A 15351-nucleotide genomic window follows, 5' to 3' on the forward strand; every position below is an offset into this window, starting at 1 on the left:
ATTTTTAACCTCCTAGAATCAAACTCACCAGCGTCTCCAAAGGACTTTTCTCATTAATGAATAGCCCCGAAACTCCCGCAGCCGTGGCTGCCTCCATATCTCGTTCATCGTCCCCAATCATCACACACTTGGTCAGATCCAGGCTCAGCTCCTTCTGCGCCTGGAAGAACATCCCCGGCCTGGGCTTCCGACACTCACAGCCATCATCCCAGTTGTGAGGGCAGTAATAAATCTTGTCGATCTCCGCGCCAATCTCCCGCAAGTCCGCCTGCATTTTTTCATGAATGGCCGCCAGAGTTTCCTCCGTCAGGTTCCCCCGAGCAATTCCCGGCTGGTTGGAGATCAAAATGAGGGTATACCCTGCATCCTTCAGCTTTTTCACCGCTTCCCGCGCCCCGGGAAGCCAAACAAAATCCTCGGGTCTTTCTATGTAACACGCCCGGGGAGGCCGAACGTTCAATGTGCCGTCCCGGTCCAGAAAAACCACCTTCTTGGGCCGGAAAAATTCTTTGGTCAGTTCAATCCGCTCCCAGGAGCCCACAGAGTAGTAGCGGTGCTCCGTGACAGTAGCATAGAGCTTCTTTTCCGCCACCAGGGTAGGATAAACCACAGCCTCAAAGTTGTGGTTTTCCTCCGGCAGCAACGCCAGCACCCTTTTGTTGACAATGGCATACCCAATGTCAACACCTTGGAGACCAGGGGTAATGCGCTTTTTATCATAAACCTCCACCAATTCATCCTCCGAAATACGCAGGTTGTTCTTGGTAGACCCGTCCTTGTTCCGATAGGCGGTAAACTGGAGCAGTGCCCCGCTCTTTTCATAATCGGCGACCAAACGGACAAAATCAATGGGACAGTAATTGTCGCAATACATCAGAAGGAATTCATCGGAGAGCAGCGGCGCCGCGCTTTTAATCCGCAGTCCAGTCTCATACTCCACAGGGGTTACAGAATATGTAATATGAACACCCCAACGACTGCCATCCCCAAAATAGTCCTGGATCTTCTCTGGCAGATACCCCAACAGAAGCACGATCTCCTGAATTCCGAAGGACCGAACCTGCTCAATCAAATATTCCAAAAAGGGCTTCCCCTCAAAGGGATACATAGGTTTGGGGTTAGTATCCGTAAACGGCTTTAGCCGGGTTCCATAGCCCCCAGCTAAGATGACAGCCTGCTCAATTTTAGATTTCATCACCATTACCTTGTCCTCCCGTACGTCTATTGCCCTTTTTTACTCCTACCGCTCGTATAATAGCTGGCCGTTCATTCTGAAACGGTGCAAAGTCTCTGCTTTCCTCCATGTACACGACAGAGAAACCAGCTTTCTCTAGTTCTTTTTTCAGCCCTTTCTTTTCGATAAATCTTCTGTAGTGGCCATCAAATAGAAATTCATTTTTTCCCAAGGGAATCCCTTGCCCATACAGGTCATCGTGTACGCTGCGGGCTTCAATCCAAATTACGCCCCCGTCCTTTAGAATCCGTGCTGCATGTTGAAATAGTAGATCGGACTGTTCTTGACTGATGGCATGAAGCGTAAATCTGCTATAGCAGTAGTCATATGTCTCAGCTTCATCGGGCTGACGCGTAAAATCGCCGCAAAGGAACGATAGCTTTCCTTCTTTTGCTTTTCCTTGAAGCTGACCGATTGCTACGTCTGAAGCATCAATACCCAATACATTAATGCCGCTTTGATAAAAGAAAAGGCTATCCCTTCCATTTCCGCAACCGACATCAATCAGCTTTTTCCCCGGTTTCAAATAGGGCAGGATTGTACGAGCAAATGCAGTGGGTTCGCTCATAAAGAATTTATTTTTGTAGAAATCGTTCCAATATTCAACATCCCTATTAAAGGGACGTCTCTGTTCCTTGCGCTGACCCATCCTTCTCCTCCGTCCCCAGTCCTTGCGGACGTTCTTCTTCAAGGACCCTCTGCCGCAGGAAATTCCTGATCTGCTCCTCCTGCTGATCAAGGCCAAACATTTCCATGTGATTTTGCATCCCCACATCTCTAGGAAATTCCATATATTCTCCATATACCTGCTTCAGCCACGCCTTGGCATCTGCCGGAATGCTAACAACAATTCCCTCAAAGGTCCCCTGAGAACAAGGATATATCACACCTTCCGGAAATCCAATTCGGGCCTCAGACTCCCATATTTCCACACTCCACCCTAACCATTTACCGCTCTTGGGATAATCCGCCACACATTTCGCAAACACGGTATCCAAGGCTGCCTTGTCTTCAGGATTATCCACCTGAACGTCCCGATAGCGGCACTTCAAGTTTGGAATTAGCTTATCCAATTCACTCACAAGCTCCACTCGCCGGTCACGATACTGCGCTAGTGCCTCTTGACGTGTTTCCACATCATAATAGTCATAGGGAAAGAGGTCTATAAACACCGAGCTTCCGCTATCCAGATCCACAAATTTGGATATCTTAGAGTACCACCGAGGCTCTGCCAAACAATAGTAATCAACGACTTGAAAATGCTTATTATCTCTCAGCACCTCTCTCAGCCGTTCAAAATCGGCCCTCGGCATTCCTACATCCATGTCATCGTCCCAGGGCACGAAGCCTTCATGGCGCACCGTCCCAAGCAAACTGCCATCTGTCATCCAATACCTCAGTCCATTTTTTTCGCATATCCTTTTGAGTTGTTGAAGTAAGTATAGTTCCATTCTCTGAAGCTGCCGTACACTTCCCTCTGCTTTGGGCAGCGCCTTAAAAAATGTTTCTTTTGCCTGTAGAAGGCTTAATTCACCCCGCACCGCAAGCCAATACCAAAATATTTGCTGCCACTGGCGGTTGTAGACTCGCATTTCTTCTTTGGCCTCCCACAGGGCGCTGTTTCGGCTGTCCCAGAGGGTGGAAATAACCTGGTCCTTGCCCTGCCCTTGGCCTTCCTGAAGTTCCAGAATCTTCGTACTTATACTCTCACTAAGAAGCCTAAGTGTCTCTACCCGCTCATCCAGCTCACTTCTGAAAGCGCTCAGCTTCGATTCAAGTTCATTCCTCAGTTCTTCACTTTGAATGCGCAGTGCTCTTAGCTCTTGTAGCTCTTGCCGCTGCTCTATCTGCTTTTCTTTCTTTTCCCGTTCAATAAGAAAAACGAGTTCTTTTTGCCTGCTTTCGTTCTCTTCCTGCAACTTATCCTCTATGTCTCTCCGTAAGGCACTTATTTCTCGATTAAAGACATGAAGCGTAGGAGGAAAAAGATGTTTTAAAAAATTTTTCAATATGTGGAGCAAGTCCTCACCCCCTTTCGAAATATCCAAATATCACCATACCTTATCTGCATTCCTTGTCCAAGTCCAATATCATGAATTAGCCCATTTTTTACAATGTCTCAATTTAAACTGTAGCCACCTTTGGGCAAACTTCAGAATATATCGAAATCCAAGTTCACCATTTTCAAATAAGCTAAGCGTCTTCCTCACAGTTTCTTGACCCAACATAAAGCTAAACTTTGACAAGCCCTCTATACTCTTAGTGCTACGCTGCATTGTAAAAAGCAACGCACGTTGTAAAAGCATCTCATAATTTGCTGTCCCTCGAGCCAGTCGCCAAAATTGGTCTGCATACATCGGTGGATTTTCCAAAAATAAGAAACCCGTTCCAATAAAGTGAAGTGCTTTTGGATGGGTGAGTGCGACTTGATATTCCTTTGCAAGCTCAAACTGCCCGACTTGCAACAACATTTGCATGTCATTTCGGAAATATGGTAATAACACGTTCCATTCTTGCTGCAATAAGCCTACTTTACCATCGCACAACGTCATAAACACATCCTGATCCCGCCATCTCCATGACTTAGATTCCGCATAGCGAAGCAAAAAAGTCGACTGATATGTTTTATTAAATTTCTGAATATTAAAAACAATTAGGCCCGAATTAAAATATGAATCTGGATACTTCAGGTGTAACTTTTTATCTATATACCTTTTTTCTTTACTATCTGGCATATGATACCATGCTAGCATTCCTGTATCTCTTACTGCCAATAACAATGTATCTCCAAACGGATTATCATATAGCATAGCTATGTCATCCAAGAAAATCATATCTGCATCAATATAAACAGCTCGATCATACCTACACATGAGTTCCGGAATTAAAAAACGTGCATATATAATCGGTTTATATACCTGCTCTACAGGGAAATTATATCTACTTAAAACATCTGATACGTCAACAAATCTGATACTAAAATTTTCTCGACCTGCAACAAGTATTTCCGTTCTTTCAATCCCCTGGCGAGAAAGCTCTGTACCTAATACAACAATATCATAAAAAAATTTTTTCGAGCTTTGTTCAACAATTGATTGAAGTGTAACTGCAAAATACGCCAGATATTCATCACTTACCGCTGTTACAATAACAATCGGTGATTCAGAAAATGCAGGGCTTAGTCCTTCTGACACAGCATCCTTTTGCAAAATGTAACTCCCCTTATTAAAGATTTTGTCTAAAGGCGCGTAACAGAATCAATTCATAATATGGCGTCTTTTTTGCATATTTCCAAAAATAATGATACAAGTCGCAAACTGGATTAAATTTAAGTTGCTTATTTTCTATATAGTGTATAATTTTTGGCTCTTCTCTCGCCCTAATATATGCGTTGCGTACACTCACAGGCGCATATGTCCCAATCAAATCCGGATATCCCTCCATGCTCTGAATCATAACATTCCAACTCTGATCTAAATACTTAATCTTCCCTTCAAACAGAGTCATAAGTGCATCTTGATCCTGCCACATCCATTTTCTGGATGAAAAATGTCTGAAAATCTGATCTACTGTGTACTCTTTCCGCAATGTTTGAATGGCAAAGAGTAAAACTCCGCTATTTACATAGTTAAGGGGATTCTTTATCCTTATTTCTTGATCAAAATACGCCTTTTCTTTACAGCCCGGGGTACAATATGTGTTAATCATACCAACATCCCTGGCTGCTGCCATACATTCTGAAGCGTCTAATCTTATATTATACAAATCAGCTACATCATGAAGGGCTACCAAATCACAATCTAAATAGAGCACTTTTTCATACTGCTTCATTAAATCTATTACCAAAAATCTCCCATACATAATAGGGCGATACCACCCCCATGTGAATAGATCATAATTGGAGAGATACCCTGCTACATTAATAAATCGAATAGAGACATTCGCGCAAGAATATGTCTTTTTTAATAATTCACGGTTTTCTTTTGTAACATCTTCTTCTAAAATTACAATATCATAGTTGTTTCCTGGTCTTGCATTATCGATGATAGACTGCACTGCTACAATCAAGTACGGGATATACTCATTAGAACAAGAAAATGCGATTGCTATGTTGTTTTCTGTAAAAGCAGGCGACACATCTTGTCCAAAATTTATTCTTTCTGTCTTTTCAATAATTTCTCTCTTTTTTTCAGAATATGGTGCATACTGTGCGATATCAGCCAATATTTCATCAACAATAATCCGCACTGTACTATTATACGGAGAAAATTCTTTTGCATCTGATGAAAGTCCAATTTTAATTAGATTAAAATAATCTGATTCCAAGTTGCATCCACAAATATTTCCGCCATGATATATTATATATTTTTTACATTTTGATTGCCCAATAACATCGCACAATCCACTTCGCATAGATATAAAATAACCTGAATATTCTAGAAACGCCTTACTATATTTTAATGGAACCGATACCACTTTGGTTCCTTCAATAGCGGGCTCATTTGGCCCAACACCATTTGTACATACCGAAAAGCCGAGCTCTTTTAATGTCTCTGCAATGCCCACCCAAGATTGCATTGGTATTGCCGCAGCGCAAGAATTAGAATATGGAGACAAAATTACAGTTTTCCCGGGCACCAGTCTATTACTTTTAAATAGTTTTTTGATATATTCTGGATCGTTCTCGAAATGGGCGTCCGAACTTGGTGGCAAAGTGGTATCTTTAAGACCCATACACACACCTAACAACATATCCCGCGTTGTTGTATGGTGAATTCCCTGAATCTTTCCACCTATCCCAACGTGAGAGGCTGGGGGATCATGATGTAGAATATGCAAATTTTTTGCACCGTTCGACATAAAAATCTTAAACTTTACCAGCATACTATTCTCTTCAATTGAAATTTGTTCAATATTTTCTATTCCGAAAAGCTCTACAGTTCGAAATGCCGCACTTCCCGGAATAACTATTACATATTTTTGAATATTGTTTTTCTCTAAGTAGTAATTTAAATATTCGTGTAGCAAAAAAATGTCTCCCATCCCGGGCCAGCCATGTGCTATTATCGTGGTGTCATTCCCATATTTCCCCAACAGAGATTTATAGATTTTGTACCCTCCCATAACATTTCTAAAATAGTTCTTTAATACAAAAATGCAACCTCTTCGAAGTTTCGACTTTACTTTCTCCTTCATTTTTCGAAACATAAGTGCAACCCCCTCATCTAAAAATGGCATAATATTTGAGCAAGTAACATTTTTTCTTGCGAATATGAAATCTCAATCATATCTGCACATAATTGCATATTTCTGATATTAAAGTATTCATCAACATATCCGCTACCCCAACGATAGCCATACGGATAAATGACAATTTTTTTGCAGTCCACGCTACTTACTACCTCACATATTCCAGATCGACTCCCGATAAAGCAACCTGCAAAGCAAAGTGTCCCTTCTATTTCTTCAATTGGAATTTGAAGCGGAATTGTGCCATAGACAGGCTCTTCATCATATATTACATTGGTACATACTATATAGCCCTTACGTTTGAGCTCAATTGATAGTTTTTTCCAAAACTCCTCTGAGGGAGACGGAATAGAGTTCGACCTGGGAAACAATATCACAGTTTTTCCTTCCCTAACTCCTTGACCAATTAATTTGCGCTTCAAAAATGCCCCTGCAACAAAGTGTGGAACTCTCAATGCTAAAACATCCAAATTAAGTCTCCCTAAAGAAAACATAGAGAAGAAGTCAATATTATGGATTCCTTCCACACAATTCATTATCCCTGTATGAATGCCTGAATTAAAATGAAAAACTGTCATGTTTGCCGCAGTAAATCCAATAAAGGCGCCAAATGCTAAAATTGCATTTTTTTCTTCACATGAAATACATTCTATCGGTGCTATTCCAAACAGCTTTAAGATTCTTCCTCCAACTTCAGAAGGCTGTATTACAATATATTCTGTATCAATTCTTTCTTTCCGCAAGTATTCATCAAAAAGACGACCCATTAAATAGGCATCTCCGCACCCTTCAAACGGACATAAAATCAATTTTCGACTTCCGCTATACTTTTTTTGAATGTTCGTATATACGGAATACCCCTTTTTTATAGATGTCAGATACCGATAAATCACATTTATCATCACAAATCTTTTTAGGAAAGACTTCGCTTTCTTCACTTTTTTAAATTAATACGCAGCTTGTATGTCATAGTCCCATCCCTCTCCACATTCACCGCTACTGCCGTCTTTAACCCCGACGGCTTTTTATCGTTGACCACGATCCGCTCCCCGTAGGGGGCGTTCCAAATGATGTGGTCACAGCGGATATGGTTTTCCCTCAAAAAAGCGAGCGTTTGTTCTCTGACTTCCTCCTTGCGAGAGGTCACAATAATGACCATATCTTCCGGGGTAATATTTGCTAAGAATTCTTTTGCCCCGGGTAAGAGAGTATCGCAACCATCCAGCTTGTAACCGTTATGCTTGACGAGGGTACCGTCCAAATCCAAGATCCAGGTTTTTCCCAGAGGGGAAAGCTCTATCACCTCTTCACACATTTTTCAGCTGCTCCCCTATGTATCCACCGGGATGATTTTGCTTGAAATCCTGAAGGGTCACGCCCCTGCGCCTGACAATCTCCATGGCCAGGCCCTGCAGGATAATCAGGTTCACCGTTGTGGAATTATTGGGTACGATGTCCCACTGATCTCCCTCGTTTTGCAGATCCAATATCAAATGCTTGGGAATCATACGTGTCAAGGTGCTCTCTTTGCGGAAGGTCAAAAGCCAGATGTCTGCACCCCGCTTTTGAAGAAGCTCGGTCAAATAGACCGACTCTACTGTCTCACCGCTCTTGGTCAGCACAATTACCACATCACCTGGATGAACCATACCGATGTCCCCATGTACTGCGCTGCTGGTGTTCATAAAAGCGGCGTTTTGGCCCAGAGAGTTCATGGTCCCAACGAATTTGTCACAGACCGGAACATTTTTTCCAAGCCCGCTGACAATGATTTTATGCCCGGCGGAGAGAGCGGCAATGCACTCCTCCACCAGCTGATCAAAGGCAGCCTCATCCAAAGAGGTGACTGCGTTCTCCACGCTCTTCATGATTTCTTGAAAGTAACGGATCATAGCACATCCTCCAAATACAGCAGGCCGTTATAAAAGGCTCCGCATATAGAATCGTAGTCCTCCCAGGCGTAGGTAGTCAGCGACAACCAGATAATCGCGTGAAACATCTTAATCTGCCGGGGGGCGATCTCACCCTTCAACAGATCAAAGAAGACAGGTTCCATGTCCTCCCAGTGGTTGGACTCAATGTGTAGGTCTACCCCATCCTCCCGAATCTCCAGAGAAAACCGTTTCAGGTTGAACTGATCATAGTTACCCACGATGGAGTAGTAGAGCTTTGCCCAGTCATAGGCCGGGTCCCCATACAGTTCCGTATTCCCGAAATATCCTCTAGGGTCAATGAGCACAGGGGTGCAGTCGTTTCGCAGCAAGATATTGGAAAATGTGCAATCGCCGTGCAGCAGCTTGAAGGTATCCGGCAAGAAGGACATAACCGTCTCTTCTATTTCTTTCCAATGGAAGAAAACATTCCGGCATACCTTTCCGTTGATAAGGACGGCCTCCTGATCCGCGAAGGGAACCAGCTCCCGCACTTTTTCCAGGCGTTTAATCGTTTTTCCAATGTAAGCCTCCCAGTAGCTCTCCCTGTTCGCGGGGGCCTGTTCCAGGGCTTGTACCTTCTTCAGGCAGGAAATGATCTGAATCAGGCTCTCCTTCTTCTGTTTCTGGGAGAGTTTCGTATAAGAATAGATATTCTCTCCATCGATCCGCTCCATCTCCAGCGGGTCCAGGGAATATATTCTGGGGATCTGCCGGAAGTTCTGGCTCATGACCCGGCGGTACCAGGCCCGCTCCCGCTCGGCAAGGGCGAGACCCTGGTCATCCACCGGCTCCTTTATAAGTCTGTCCTCCTTCACTGTGATACGGTTAAAGGGGCGGCACTTTCTGGCTCCCAACTTCTGATACTCCTCCAAAAGGCCGTATTCTCTGGTGCGGTATAGGGACAACTCACGGAACACTGCACCTTTCTCCCCCAGCCAGCGGACAAACTCTCCCTCCTGCGGCATACCGGAAAGCAAGGACTTGTCCTGAAAGAGAAACAGGCCAGCCACCCCCTGCTCCGTAGATCGTTCCTCCTTGAACGTTCCATTTTTATAACTCCACCGGCAGGGAAAGTCCTTGGATATGCCCACATAGTTGGTCGTTTGCTCCGGAAAATTAAACTCCTCCGGTAGTACCAGGTCACACCAAATAAGAAGAAATGGTTCTCCGTCCGGGATCTCTCGCAGGCTCTCGCCAAGCCCGGCACATGTTCCGCTTTTTCCGTGCGCATCGATCACGGTGTAATCGACCTTGGCAAAGGCTTTTAAGTATTTCCGCAATACATCACACTTATAATCGCCGACGATAATGTATTTTTGATCCGGAAATTTTTCGAACAGATGGAAGATCATTGGACGGTTCCCAATGGGAGTCAGCGCCTTGGGCTTGTTGCGCGTCAGATGCTCCAGCCGCGTTCCCTTCCCGCCTGCCTGAACGACAATATATTTAGGCCACATCCACTTTTCCCTCCGCCAAAAACGCCTGAATTTCCGGATCCGCCCCTCCGTAGCAAGGAACGCTTTCCTGTGAAAACTCAGGAATTTGATAGACACCGATGGCAATCAGTTCCTCCACCGTGGTGCCGTTTTTCCCAATTAGGCCCACCGCATTTCTCCCATTGGGTTCCTCCAAAGATGCCACCACAAAGCGTGGATCAAATTCATAGAGGCAATAAAACTGCATCAGCCGCTCCGCCTTTTTCCGAGAAATGGTCTCCACCGCACAAATATTCTTGGAAAACAGCCCGGCAACCTTCTCCACCATCGGGTCCACCGTCAGAAAGATGGCGTTATCATAGTTATGCCGTTCCAGCATCTGATCCACATAGCGCAGGGCTGCATAATTGTATCGCCGGTCCTGGGAGGGAAGCAAAATCACCCGGGTACGACCCAAATGGTACCGCTTTACCAACCTATGCCAGATCCACCATCCCCAATAGGACTCCCAAAGATTATGCCGCATCAGCTTTTTGATCTTACGGCTCTCGCCCATTGTCCTCACACCTCTTTTATCTGTTCATAAAGATATGAATAGGAGGCCGCCTCATCCCGAGTATTGGGAAATTGGCTTGAGGTCCAATTGTCCCAGGAAAAATCATAGGCCCTCATTAGCCCCGTATGGAGTTCTTCTTTCTGACCGCATGGCACCAAAAAACCGTTTCTTCCTTCTACAACAACCTCCGGGATAGCCCCCACGGCGGAGGCCACAACAAGGCACCCACTCTGTAAGGCCTCGCGTACCACAAAATTGTAAGTCTCCGGAACCAAAGATGGAACCACCACACAGTCAGCCTCTTGATATACTTCTGCGATACTCTCCGGTGGAACAAGTCCATAAAAGGCAATCCTCTTGTCCTTTGCCGCTAAGTGCTTTAGATTACTTTTGTACCTCGTTGGGCCATCACCATAAATCCGCAGGGAGCAGTCAGGCGGCATATTATGAAAGGCAGAAATCAAAAAACCCACGCCCTTGACATCCGACAGCCGACCCACAAAAAGGAACCTCCTTACCGCTCCACTTCTAGCCCTTCGGAATGGAGCTAGCCCAATCCCATGTGGGATCACCGACGTTTTCAGGCCAGGGAATTCCCGCTGGAACACTCCTGCGGTATAGGCGCTGGGCGTAACCACCGCTTCCGCTCCCTTCAGGAGCCGCAGAGCATTTCGATACCGCTCCTCCGGTGCTTTGATTTGTATGGTAGGGCAGGCTTTCTTGCATCGGGCTCCTTCCTTGCAGCCACCGCATATCCCACCAAATCTATCAATACGGGTAGAGGAGTGGCACAGAGCAAAAAAATCCGTTACTGTAACAAAATAAGGGATATTCAGATACTGGCATACCCCAGTCAAAGGATTGATACGGCTCAGATGGAGAAAATGCACCACATCTGGGTGTATCTGTGAAAACAGTTCCCGCGCAAATTTCTCCAGCGCCGGATCCTCTTTGGGAATATCCTTCAATCCAGCTCCATTGGGCCGTCGATGGCGAAATCGAATCACCGGGATTTCATCTATGGTCTCCATCACATACACAATACCTGCGTATCGATTAGGATAGGCTGAGAAAACCCTGGCCGAGTATGCCAAAAGAATCACACGGTTTCCTGCCATTCGGAGAGCAGCGGCCAGGTTCTTTCCAAAACGCTCTGTACCTCCTCCGCTATCCGGATAGTAGCTGTGGACAACCAGAACGACGGTCTTGTTTTGCTTCCCTGTGGATTTTGGAACAGCAGGGAGAGGGCGGACAGGCACGCTCTCCTCCCCATGTATGTGCCTGTACCTCTCGGGATCTACGACCAGTTTTTCATATCCCTGGCTTATAACCTGCTTTAAGCCATAAGCCTCTAGTGAGCCCAGCAGGGAAAACCCCACGTCAGTCACCTCACTCAAACTGTCCGATTTGAAAACGTCTCTTTTTTAGAATAATCAGCTTACTAATCCCCCACATAAAGAGAGCCACCCTGCGATCTTTTCCTCGTAGGCACAGCCCGAAAATGAACTTTTGAATACGGTAAAACCGTATGGATATCACCTGTTCTACATACAACGAGGATAGTTCCTCTGTCTGAGAGATGGTATAGCAGAATTCCTCGAAACGATCCCAATTCCGAAAAGCCTGCAATTGAGTGTAAAAATAAGAGACGGATCTTCCAATGCAATAGGCAGAAAACATAAAACCAGTAAAAATATTGGAAAACGCTAACATGGACAGACGATCCGAAGCGTGGCCGCTTTCTTCCCCTTCTAAGTATCTTGACAATAGCGTGATATCTTTGTTTGCGGCCTCCGTTAGACCGTGAGCCGCCGAGGTACGGCGCTGCACATAATGGTACAGCGGCTGATGGGAAACGCACAGCCGCTTCACATAGGGCAGAAGCCGCAGGTGTAACAACAAATCCTCTCCATGCCCGACCTCAAATCTTATCCCGTTCTCAGCCAGCAGCTTTTTTCGGTAGAGCTTGTTCCAGACTACAGGATTCTTGCCAAAGTAGCGCAGATAGAATGTCTCCCGGCCCAAAATAGCCATGTCCGCTACCTCGTCTTGGAGGACTAAAACACCTTCTGATTCATGGTTGCGGAACGTCAATTTGTAATTGCAGGCCGAAATATCACTGTTAGTAAAAACCGCCCGTTCCAACAAATGTGAAAACATAGATGGTTCCACAAAGTCATCGGCGTCCACAAAGCCGATATATTGTCCCCGGGCTGCCTCCAGTCCACGGTTGCGTGACCCCTGAATTCCTAAGTTTTCCTGTTCAATCAGTATAAAACGGTTATCTTCTTCGGCATATCGTCGAAGGATTGCCCCACTTCCATCCGTGGAACCGTTGTTAATTAAAACAAATTCAATTTCTTTCAGAGTCTGTGCTTTCAAACTTTCCAGGCACCGCTTCAAGTAGTTCTCACAATTGAATACCGGAACAATAACACTCACCAACGGGTTTTGAAAACCCTCCACTTTTTTCATTCCCTCCATCCCGCACGCATCTGTTCTACCTTTGACTGCTAATCTACCAGCAACACCGCATGGCTCTTGATCTCGGCCAGCGATCTCCGTGACTGTGTCACTTGTTAAATGGCTCATTTGTTTAAGTGCCATACGCTTTACACACATCACCGGCAGATCCAATCATTTTTACTGTCCCATGCTCCAGCCAAACCACCTTCCGGCACATCTTCCGGATCTGCGCAATACTGTGGGACACAAACAGCACCGTGGTCCCACCACCCATGAGCTCCATCATCCGTTTCCGGCTCTTCTCCTGGAACCGGGCATCCCCCACCGAGAGGATCTCGTCTACGATCAAAATCTCCGGGTTCACCACCGATGCCACGGAGAATGCCAGCCGCGCCAGCATACCCGAGGAGTAGTTGCGGATGGGTGTTTCGATAAATCTGCCCAGCTCGGAGAAGTCCACGATTTCACCGTACTTTTCCTTCAAAAACTCCTCGGAGTAGCCCAAGATAGCCCCGTTCAGGAAGATGTTCTCTCGGCCCGTCAGATCCATATCGAACCCGCTTCCCAGCTCCAGCATAGGCACCACGTTGCCGTGGGTGACAACACTGCCCTCGGTGGGTTTCAGGATTCCGGAAATCACTTTGAGCATGGTGCTCTTCCCCGCACCGTTGCGCCCAACGAGGCCCAGTGTTTCCCCCCGCCGCACCTGAAAGGAGACATGATCCAGGGCTGTAAACTCCCGGTACTCCAGCTTTCCGCTGAGCTTGCGGGTCACAAATTCCTTGAGCGAGAGAATTTTGTCCGTATTCATCCGAAAACGCATGGTCACATCATTGACCTCAATCATCACCCTACTCATGTTCCACACCCCTTACAGATATAGGACAAAGCGGTCCTGGCTCTTGTGGAACACCAGGGCTCCAACCACCAACGTCGCCAATGCGATGAGCATACATTGTATGTACACAATGGGTTCCGGCGAGATCCCGTTCAAAATACAGATACGGGTGTTTTTCAGGAAATGATACAGCGGATTCACCTGAAGGACGATCTTAAAGTTGCCAGTCAGGATGGTCTCCGGATAGAAGACGGGGGTGACGTACATCCAAATCATGGTAAGGACACCCCAGAGAAACTGGGTGTCCCGGAAGAACACCATGGAGGCCGACAGCAACATTCCAAACCCCAAGCTGAAAACAATCACGCAGGCAAAAAAGTAGATGGCCAGCACCGCCGATTTTTGAAACTGCACGCCGGTGATCACACATACGATCAGCATGGGAATCAGGGAGATGACCAGATTGACCACCGAGGACATGACCCTGGTCAAGGGATAGATGTACTTGGGCATATAGACCTTGGTAATGAGACTGGCGTTGCCCACAATGGAACTCAGCGCCATCCCGCAGGCCTCTGTGAAGAAATTGAACATCACCGTGCCGATGATCAGATAGGCAGCAAAATTGGGAACGTCGTTTTTGAAAATAGTGGAAAAGACAAAATACTGGACAAGCATCGTAAGCAGAGGGTTCAGGAAGCTCCAGAACATCCCCAGCACCGAGCGCTTGTATTTGGTCTTAAAATCCCGAGACACCAGTTGACGGATCAGAAAGCGGTATTTCTGCATCGCAATCACCGCATTGACGAGGTAACTGTGCTTTCCTTTCTTCTGCCGGTACCAGATCACCCCCAGTAACAGGGCCAGCAGGACGAACCCGACCGCGGCAAACTCCCAATAGTGCAGCCCTGTCCAGATATAGTCCGTCCCCGAAGCGGAAAAGCACAGCATACCAGTGTTTGGCTCACCGTTTATGCTCAGATTGAAACTGTTCTCCTGCTCCTGTGTCGTGTTCATCAGCGGCGCCGCCGCGCTGCCGGGCTGGGAGTCCGCGAAGACCCGCAGTACCAGCGGCACGTTGTACAGCCCTTCAATGGGCTCCTCTGAGGATACGGTCAGAGCCTGGCCCTCGCTGATACTCCCCGCGTCAAAGCTCTCCTGCATCAGCACGGTACCGTCCGTCTGACGCACAAGCTCCATAGTAACCGTCCCAGCGTTGGGGCGGTAATAGGTCCCCCACTGTACGGATACGCTTTCAAGGCGCTGGATCTCGGCGCAGAAGCTCTGCTCCACCGTTACACCTTGGGTAAGCTCCGCCGCTGCCGCGTCCGCCGCTGGCATCGTCAGATTCCCCCGGGACTCCCGCAGGTGAAGCTGCTCACCAGTGAGAAAATAAAAGCAGACGATCAGCAGCGCGTAGGCTGCAAATACGCCGAGAAATATTTTCTTGAGATCCACAAAAGAATTTTCCTTAATCTGTTTTCCTGCCACGTTTCCATTCTCCTAAATTTGCGTCTGCATGTTTCTCACCGCAGCGCCGCCACCGGCTCCGACACAGTCCCGTAAGCCGTCAAGACCGTAGACAACACGCGACTCAAGTCAAATCGCGCTACACTCTGCCTGGCGTTTGCGGCCAA

At 46.4% G+C, this 15351-nt stretch carries 14 protein-coding genes; all 14 read right to left on the bottom strand.

Annotated elements, in window-relative coordinates; all coding sequences use genetic code 11:
• Positions 1 to 4: 4 nt before the first annotated feature.
• The 14 genes from D1159_RS13760 to D1159_RS20245 all read right to left on the bottom strand — a co-directional run bounded on the left by D1159_RS13760 (position 5) and on the right by D1159_RS20245 (position 15205).
• Positions 5 to 1201, bottom strand: coding sequence for an HAD-IIIA family hydrolase (locus tag D1159_RS13760; RefSeq protein ID WP_243152297.1), 1197 nt, complete (start codon positions 1199 to 1201; stop codon positions 5 to 7).
• Positions 1185 to 1883 (bottom strand): class I SAM-dependent methyltransferase, encoded by a 699-nt coding sequence (locus D1159_RS13765; protein ID WP_161846238.1) that lies wholly within the window; start codon positions 1881 to 1883, stop codon positions 1185 to 1187. Before D1159_RS13765 ends, D1159_RS13760 begins: the two co-directional genes overlap by 17 nt.
• A complete protein-coding gene (locus tag D1159_RS13770; RefSeq protein ID WP_161846239.1) occupies positions 1849 to 3255 on the bottom strand; it encodes a LicD family protein in 1407 nt (468 codons plus the stop codon). The genes D1159_RS13765 and D1159_RS13770 overlap by 35 nt, the downstream gene beginning before the upstream one ends.
• A 69-nt stretch (positions 3256 to 3324) precedes the next feature.
• On the bottom strand, positions 3325 to 4443 hold the full coding sequence (locus D1159_RS13775) for a glycosyltransferase (protein WP_161846240.1): 1119 nt from the start codon (positions 4441 to 4443) through the stop codon (positions 3325 to 3327).
• Positions 4444 to 4459: 16 nt separating this feature from the next.
• Positions 4460 to 6442 carry a glycosyltransferase family 8 protein gene (locus D1159_RS13780; RefSeq protein ID WP_161846241.1) on the bottom strand — a complete coding sequence of 661 codons (1983 nt, stop codon included), beginning with the start codon at positions 6440 to 6442 and terminating at the stop codon, positions 4460 to 4462.
• Between the two features lie 17 nt (positions 6443 to 6459).
• Positions 6460 to 7293, bottom strand: coding sequence for a hypothetical protein (locus tag D1159_RS13785; protein ID WP_161846242.1), 834 nt, complete (start codon positions 7291 to 7293; stop codon positions 6460 to 6462).
• A gap of 125 nt (positions 7294 to 7418) precedes the next feature.
• Positions 7419 to 7799, bottom strand: a complete 381-nt coding sequence (locus D1159_RS13790; protein WP_161846243.1) for an NIF family HAD-type phosphatase — start codon at positions 7797 to 7799, stop codon at positions 7419 to 7421.
• A complete protein-coding gene (locus D1159_RS13795) occupies positions 7792 to 8376 on the bottom strand; it encodes an SIS domain-containing protein (RefSeq protein ID WP_161846244.1) in 585 nt (194 codons plus the stop codon). The genes D1159_RS13790 and D1159_RS13795 overlap by 8 nt, the downstream gene beginning before the upstream one ends.
• Complete coding sequence (locus D1159_RS13800) at positions 8373 to 9875, bottom strand: NTP transferase domain-containing protein (RefSeq protein ID WP_161846245.1); 1503 nt, start codon at positions 9873 to 9875, stop codon at positions 8373 to 8375. Before D1159_RS13800 ends, D1159_RS13795 begins: the two co-directional genes overlap by 4 nt.
• Positions 9865 to 10410, bottom strand: coding sequence for a hypothetical protein (locus D1159_RS13805; RefSeq protein ID WP_161846246.1), 546 nt, complete (start codon positions 10408 to 10410; stop codon positions 9865 to 9867). The genes D1159_RS13800 and D1159_RS13805 overlap by 11 nt, the downstream gene beginning before the upstream one ends.
• 5 nt (positions 10411 to 10415) lie before the next feature.
• Positions 10416 to 11789: a glycosyltransferase gene (locus D1159_RS13810; RefSeq protein ID WP_161846247.1), complete on the bottom strand. Its 1374-nt coding sequence runs from the start codon at positions 11787 to 11789 to the stop codon at positions 10416 to 10418.
• A 10-nt stretch (positions 11790 to 11799) separates the two neighbouring features.
• The gene (locus tag D1159_RS13815) at positions 11800 to 12885 is read right to left on the bottom strand and encodes a glycosyltransferase (RefSeq protein WP_161846248.1); all 1086 of its coding nucleotides are present in this window, start codon (positions 12883 to 12885) and stop codon (positions 11800 to 11802) included.
• 121 nt (positions 12886 to 13006) lie between these two features.
• Entirely contained in the window at positions 13007 to 13735 is a 729-nt protein-coding gene (locus D1159_RS13820) for an ABC transporter ATP-binding protein (protein WP_161846249.1), read from the bottom strand.
• 12 nt (positions 13736 to 13747) lie between these two features.
• Positions 13748 to 15205, bottom strand: coding sequence for an ABC transporter permease (locus tag D1159_RS20245; RefSeq protein WP_347563697.1), 1458 nt, complete (start codon positions 15203 to 15205; stop codon positions 13748 to 13750).
• Positions 15206 to 15351: the final 146 nt, after the last annotated feature.

Source organism: Pseudoflavonifractor sp. 524-17 (assembly GCF_009935845.1).
GTDB lineage: Bacteria > Bacillota > Clostridia > Oscillospirales > Oscillospiraceae > Pseudoflavonifractor_A.

What these genes read in the sequence shown, in the direction of transcription:
- D1159_RS13760 (WP_243152297.1), bottom strand. Translation starts at nt 1,201, where the DNA reads ATGGTGATGAAATCTAAAATTGAGCAGGCTGTCATCTTAGCTGGGGGC.
- D1159_RS13765 (WP_161846238.1), bottom strand. Translation starts at nt 1,883, where the DNA reads ATGGGTCAGCGCAAGGAACAGAGACGTCCCTTTAATAGGGATGTTGAA.
- D1159_RS13780 (WP_161846241.1), bottom strand. Translation starts at nt 6,442, where the DNA reads ATGTTTCGAAAAATGAAGGAGAAAGTAAAGTCGAAACTTCGAAGAGGT.
- D1159_RS13790 (WP_161846243.1), bottom strand. Translation starts at nt 7,799, where the DNA reads ATGTGTGAAGAGGTGATAGAGCTTTCCCCTCTGGGAAAAACCTGGATC.
- D1159_RS13795 (WP_161846244.1), bottom strand. Translation starts at nt 8,376, where the DNA reads ATGATCCGTTACTTTCAAGAAATCATGAAGAGCGTGGAGAACGCAGTC.
- D1159_RS13800 (WP_161846245.1), bottom strand. Translation starts at nt 9,875, where the DNA reads ATGTGGCCTAAATATATTGTCGTTCAGGCAGGCGGGAAGGGAACGCGG.
- D1159_RS13805 (WP_161846246.1), bottom strand. Translation starts at nt 10,410, where the DNA reads ATGGGCGAGAGCCGTAAGATCAAAAAGCTGATGCGGCATAATCTTTGG.
- D1159_RS13815 (WP_161846248.1), bottom strand. Translation starts at nt 12,885, where the DNA reads ATGAAAAAAGTGGAGGGTTTTCAAAACCCGTTGGTGAGTGTTATTGTT.
- D1159_RS13820 (WP_161846249.1), bottom strand. Translation starts at nt 13,735, where the DNA reads ATGAGTAGGGTGATGATTGAGGTCAATGATGTGACCATGCGTTTTCGG.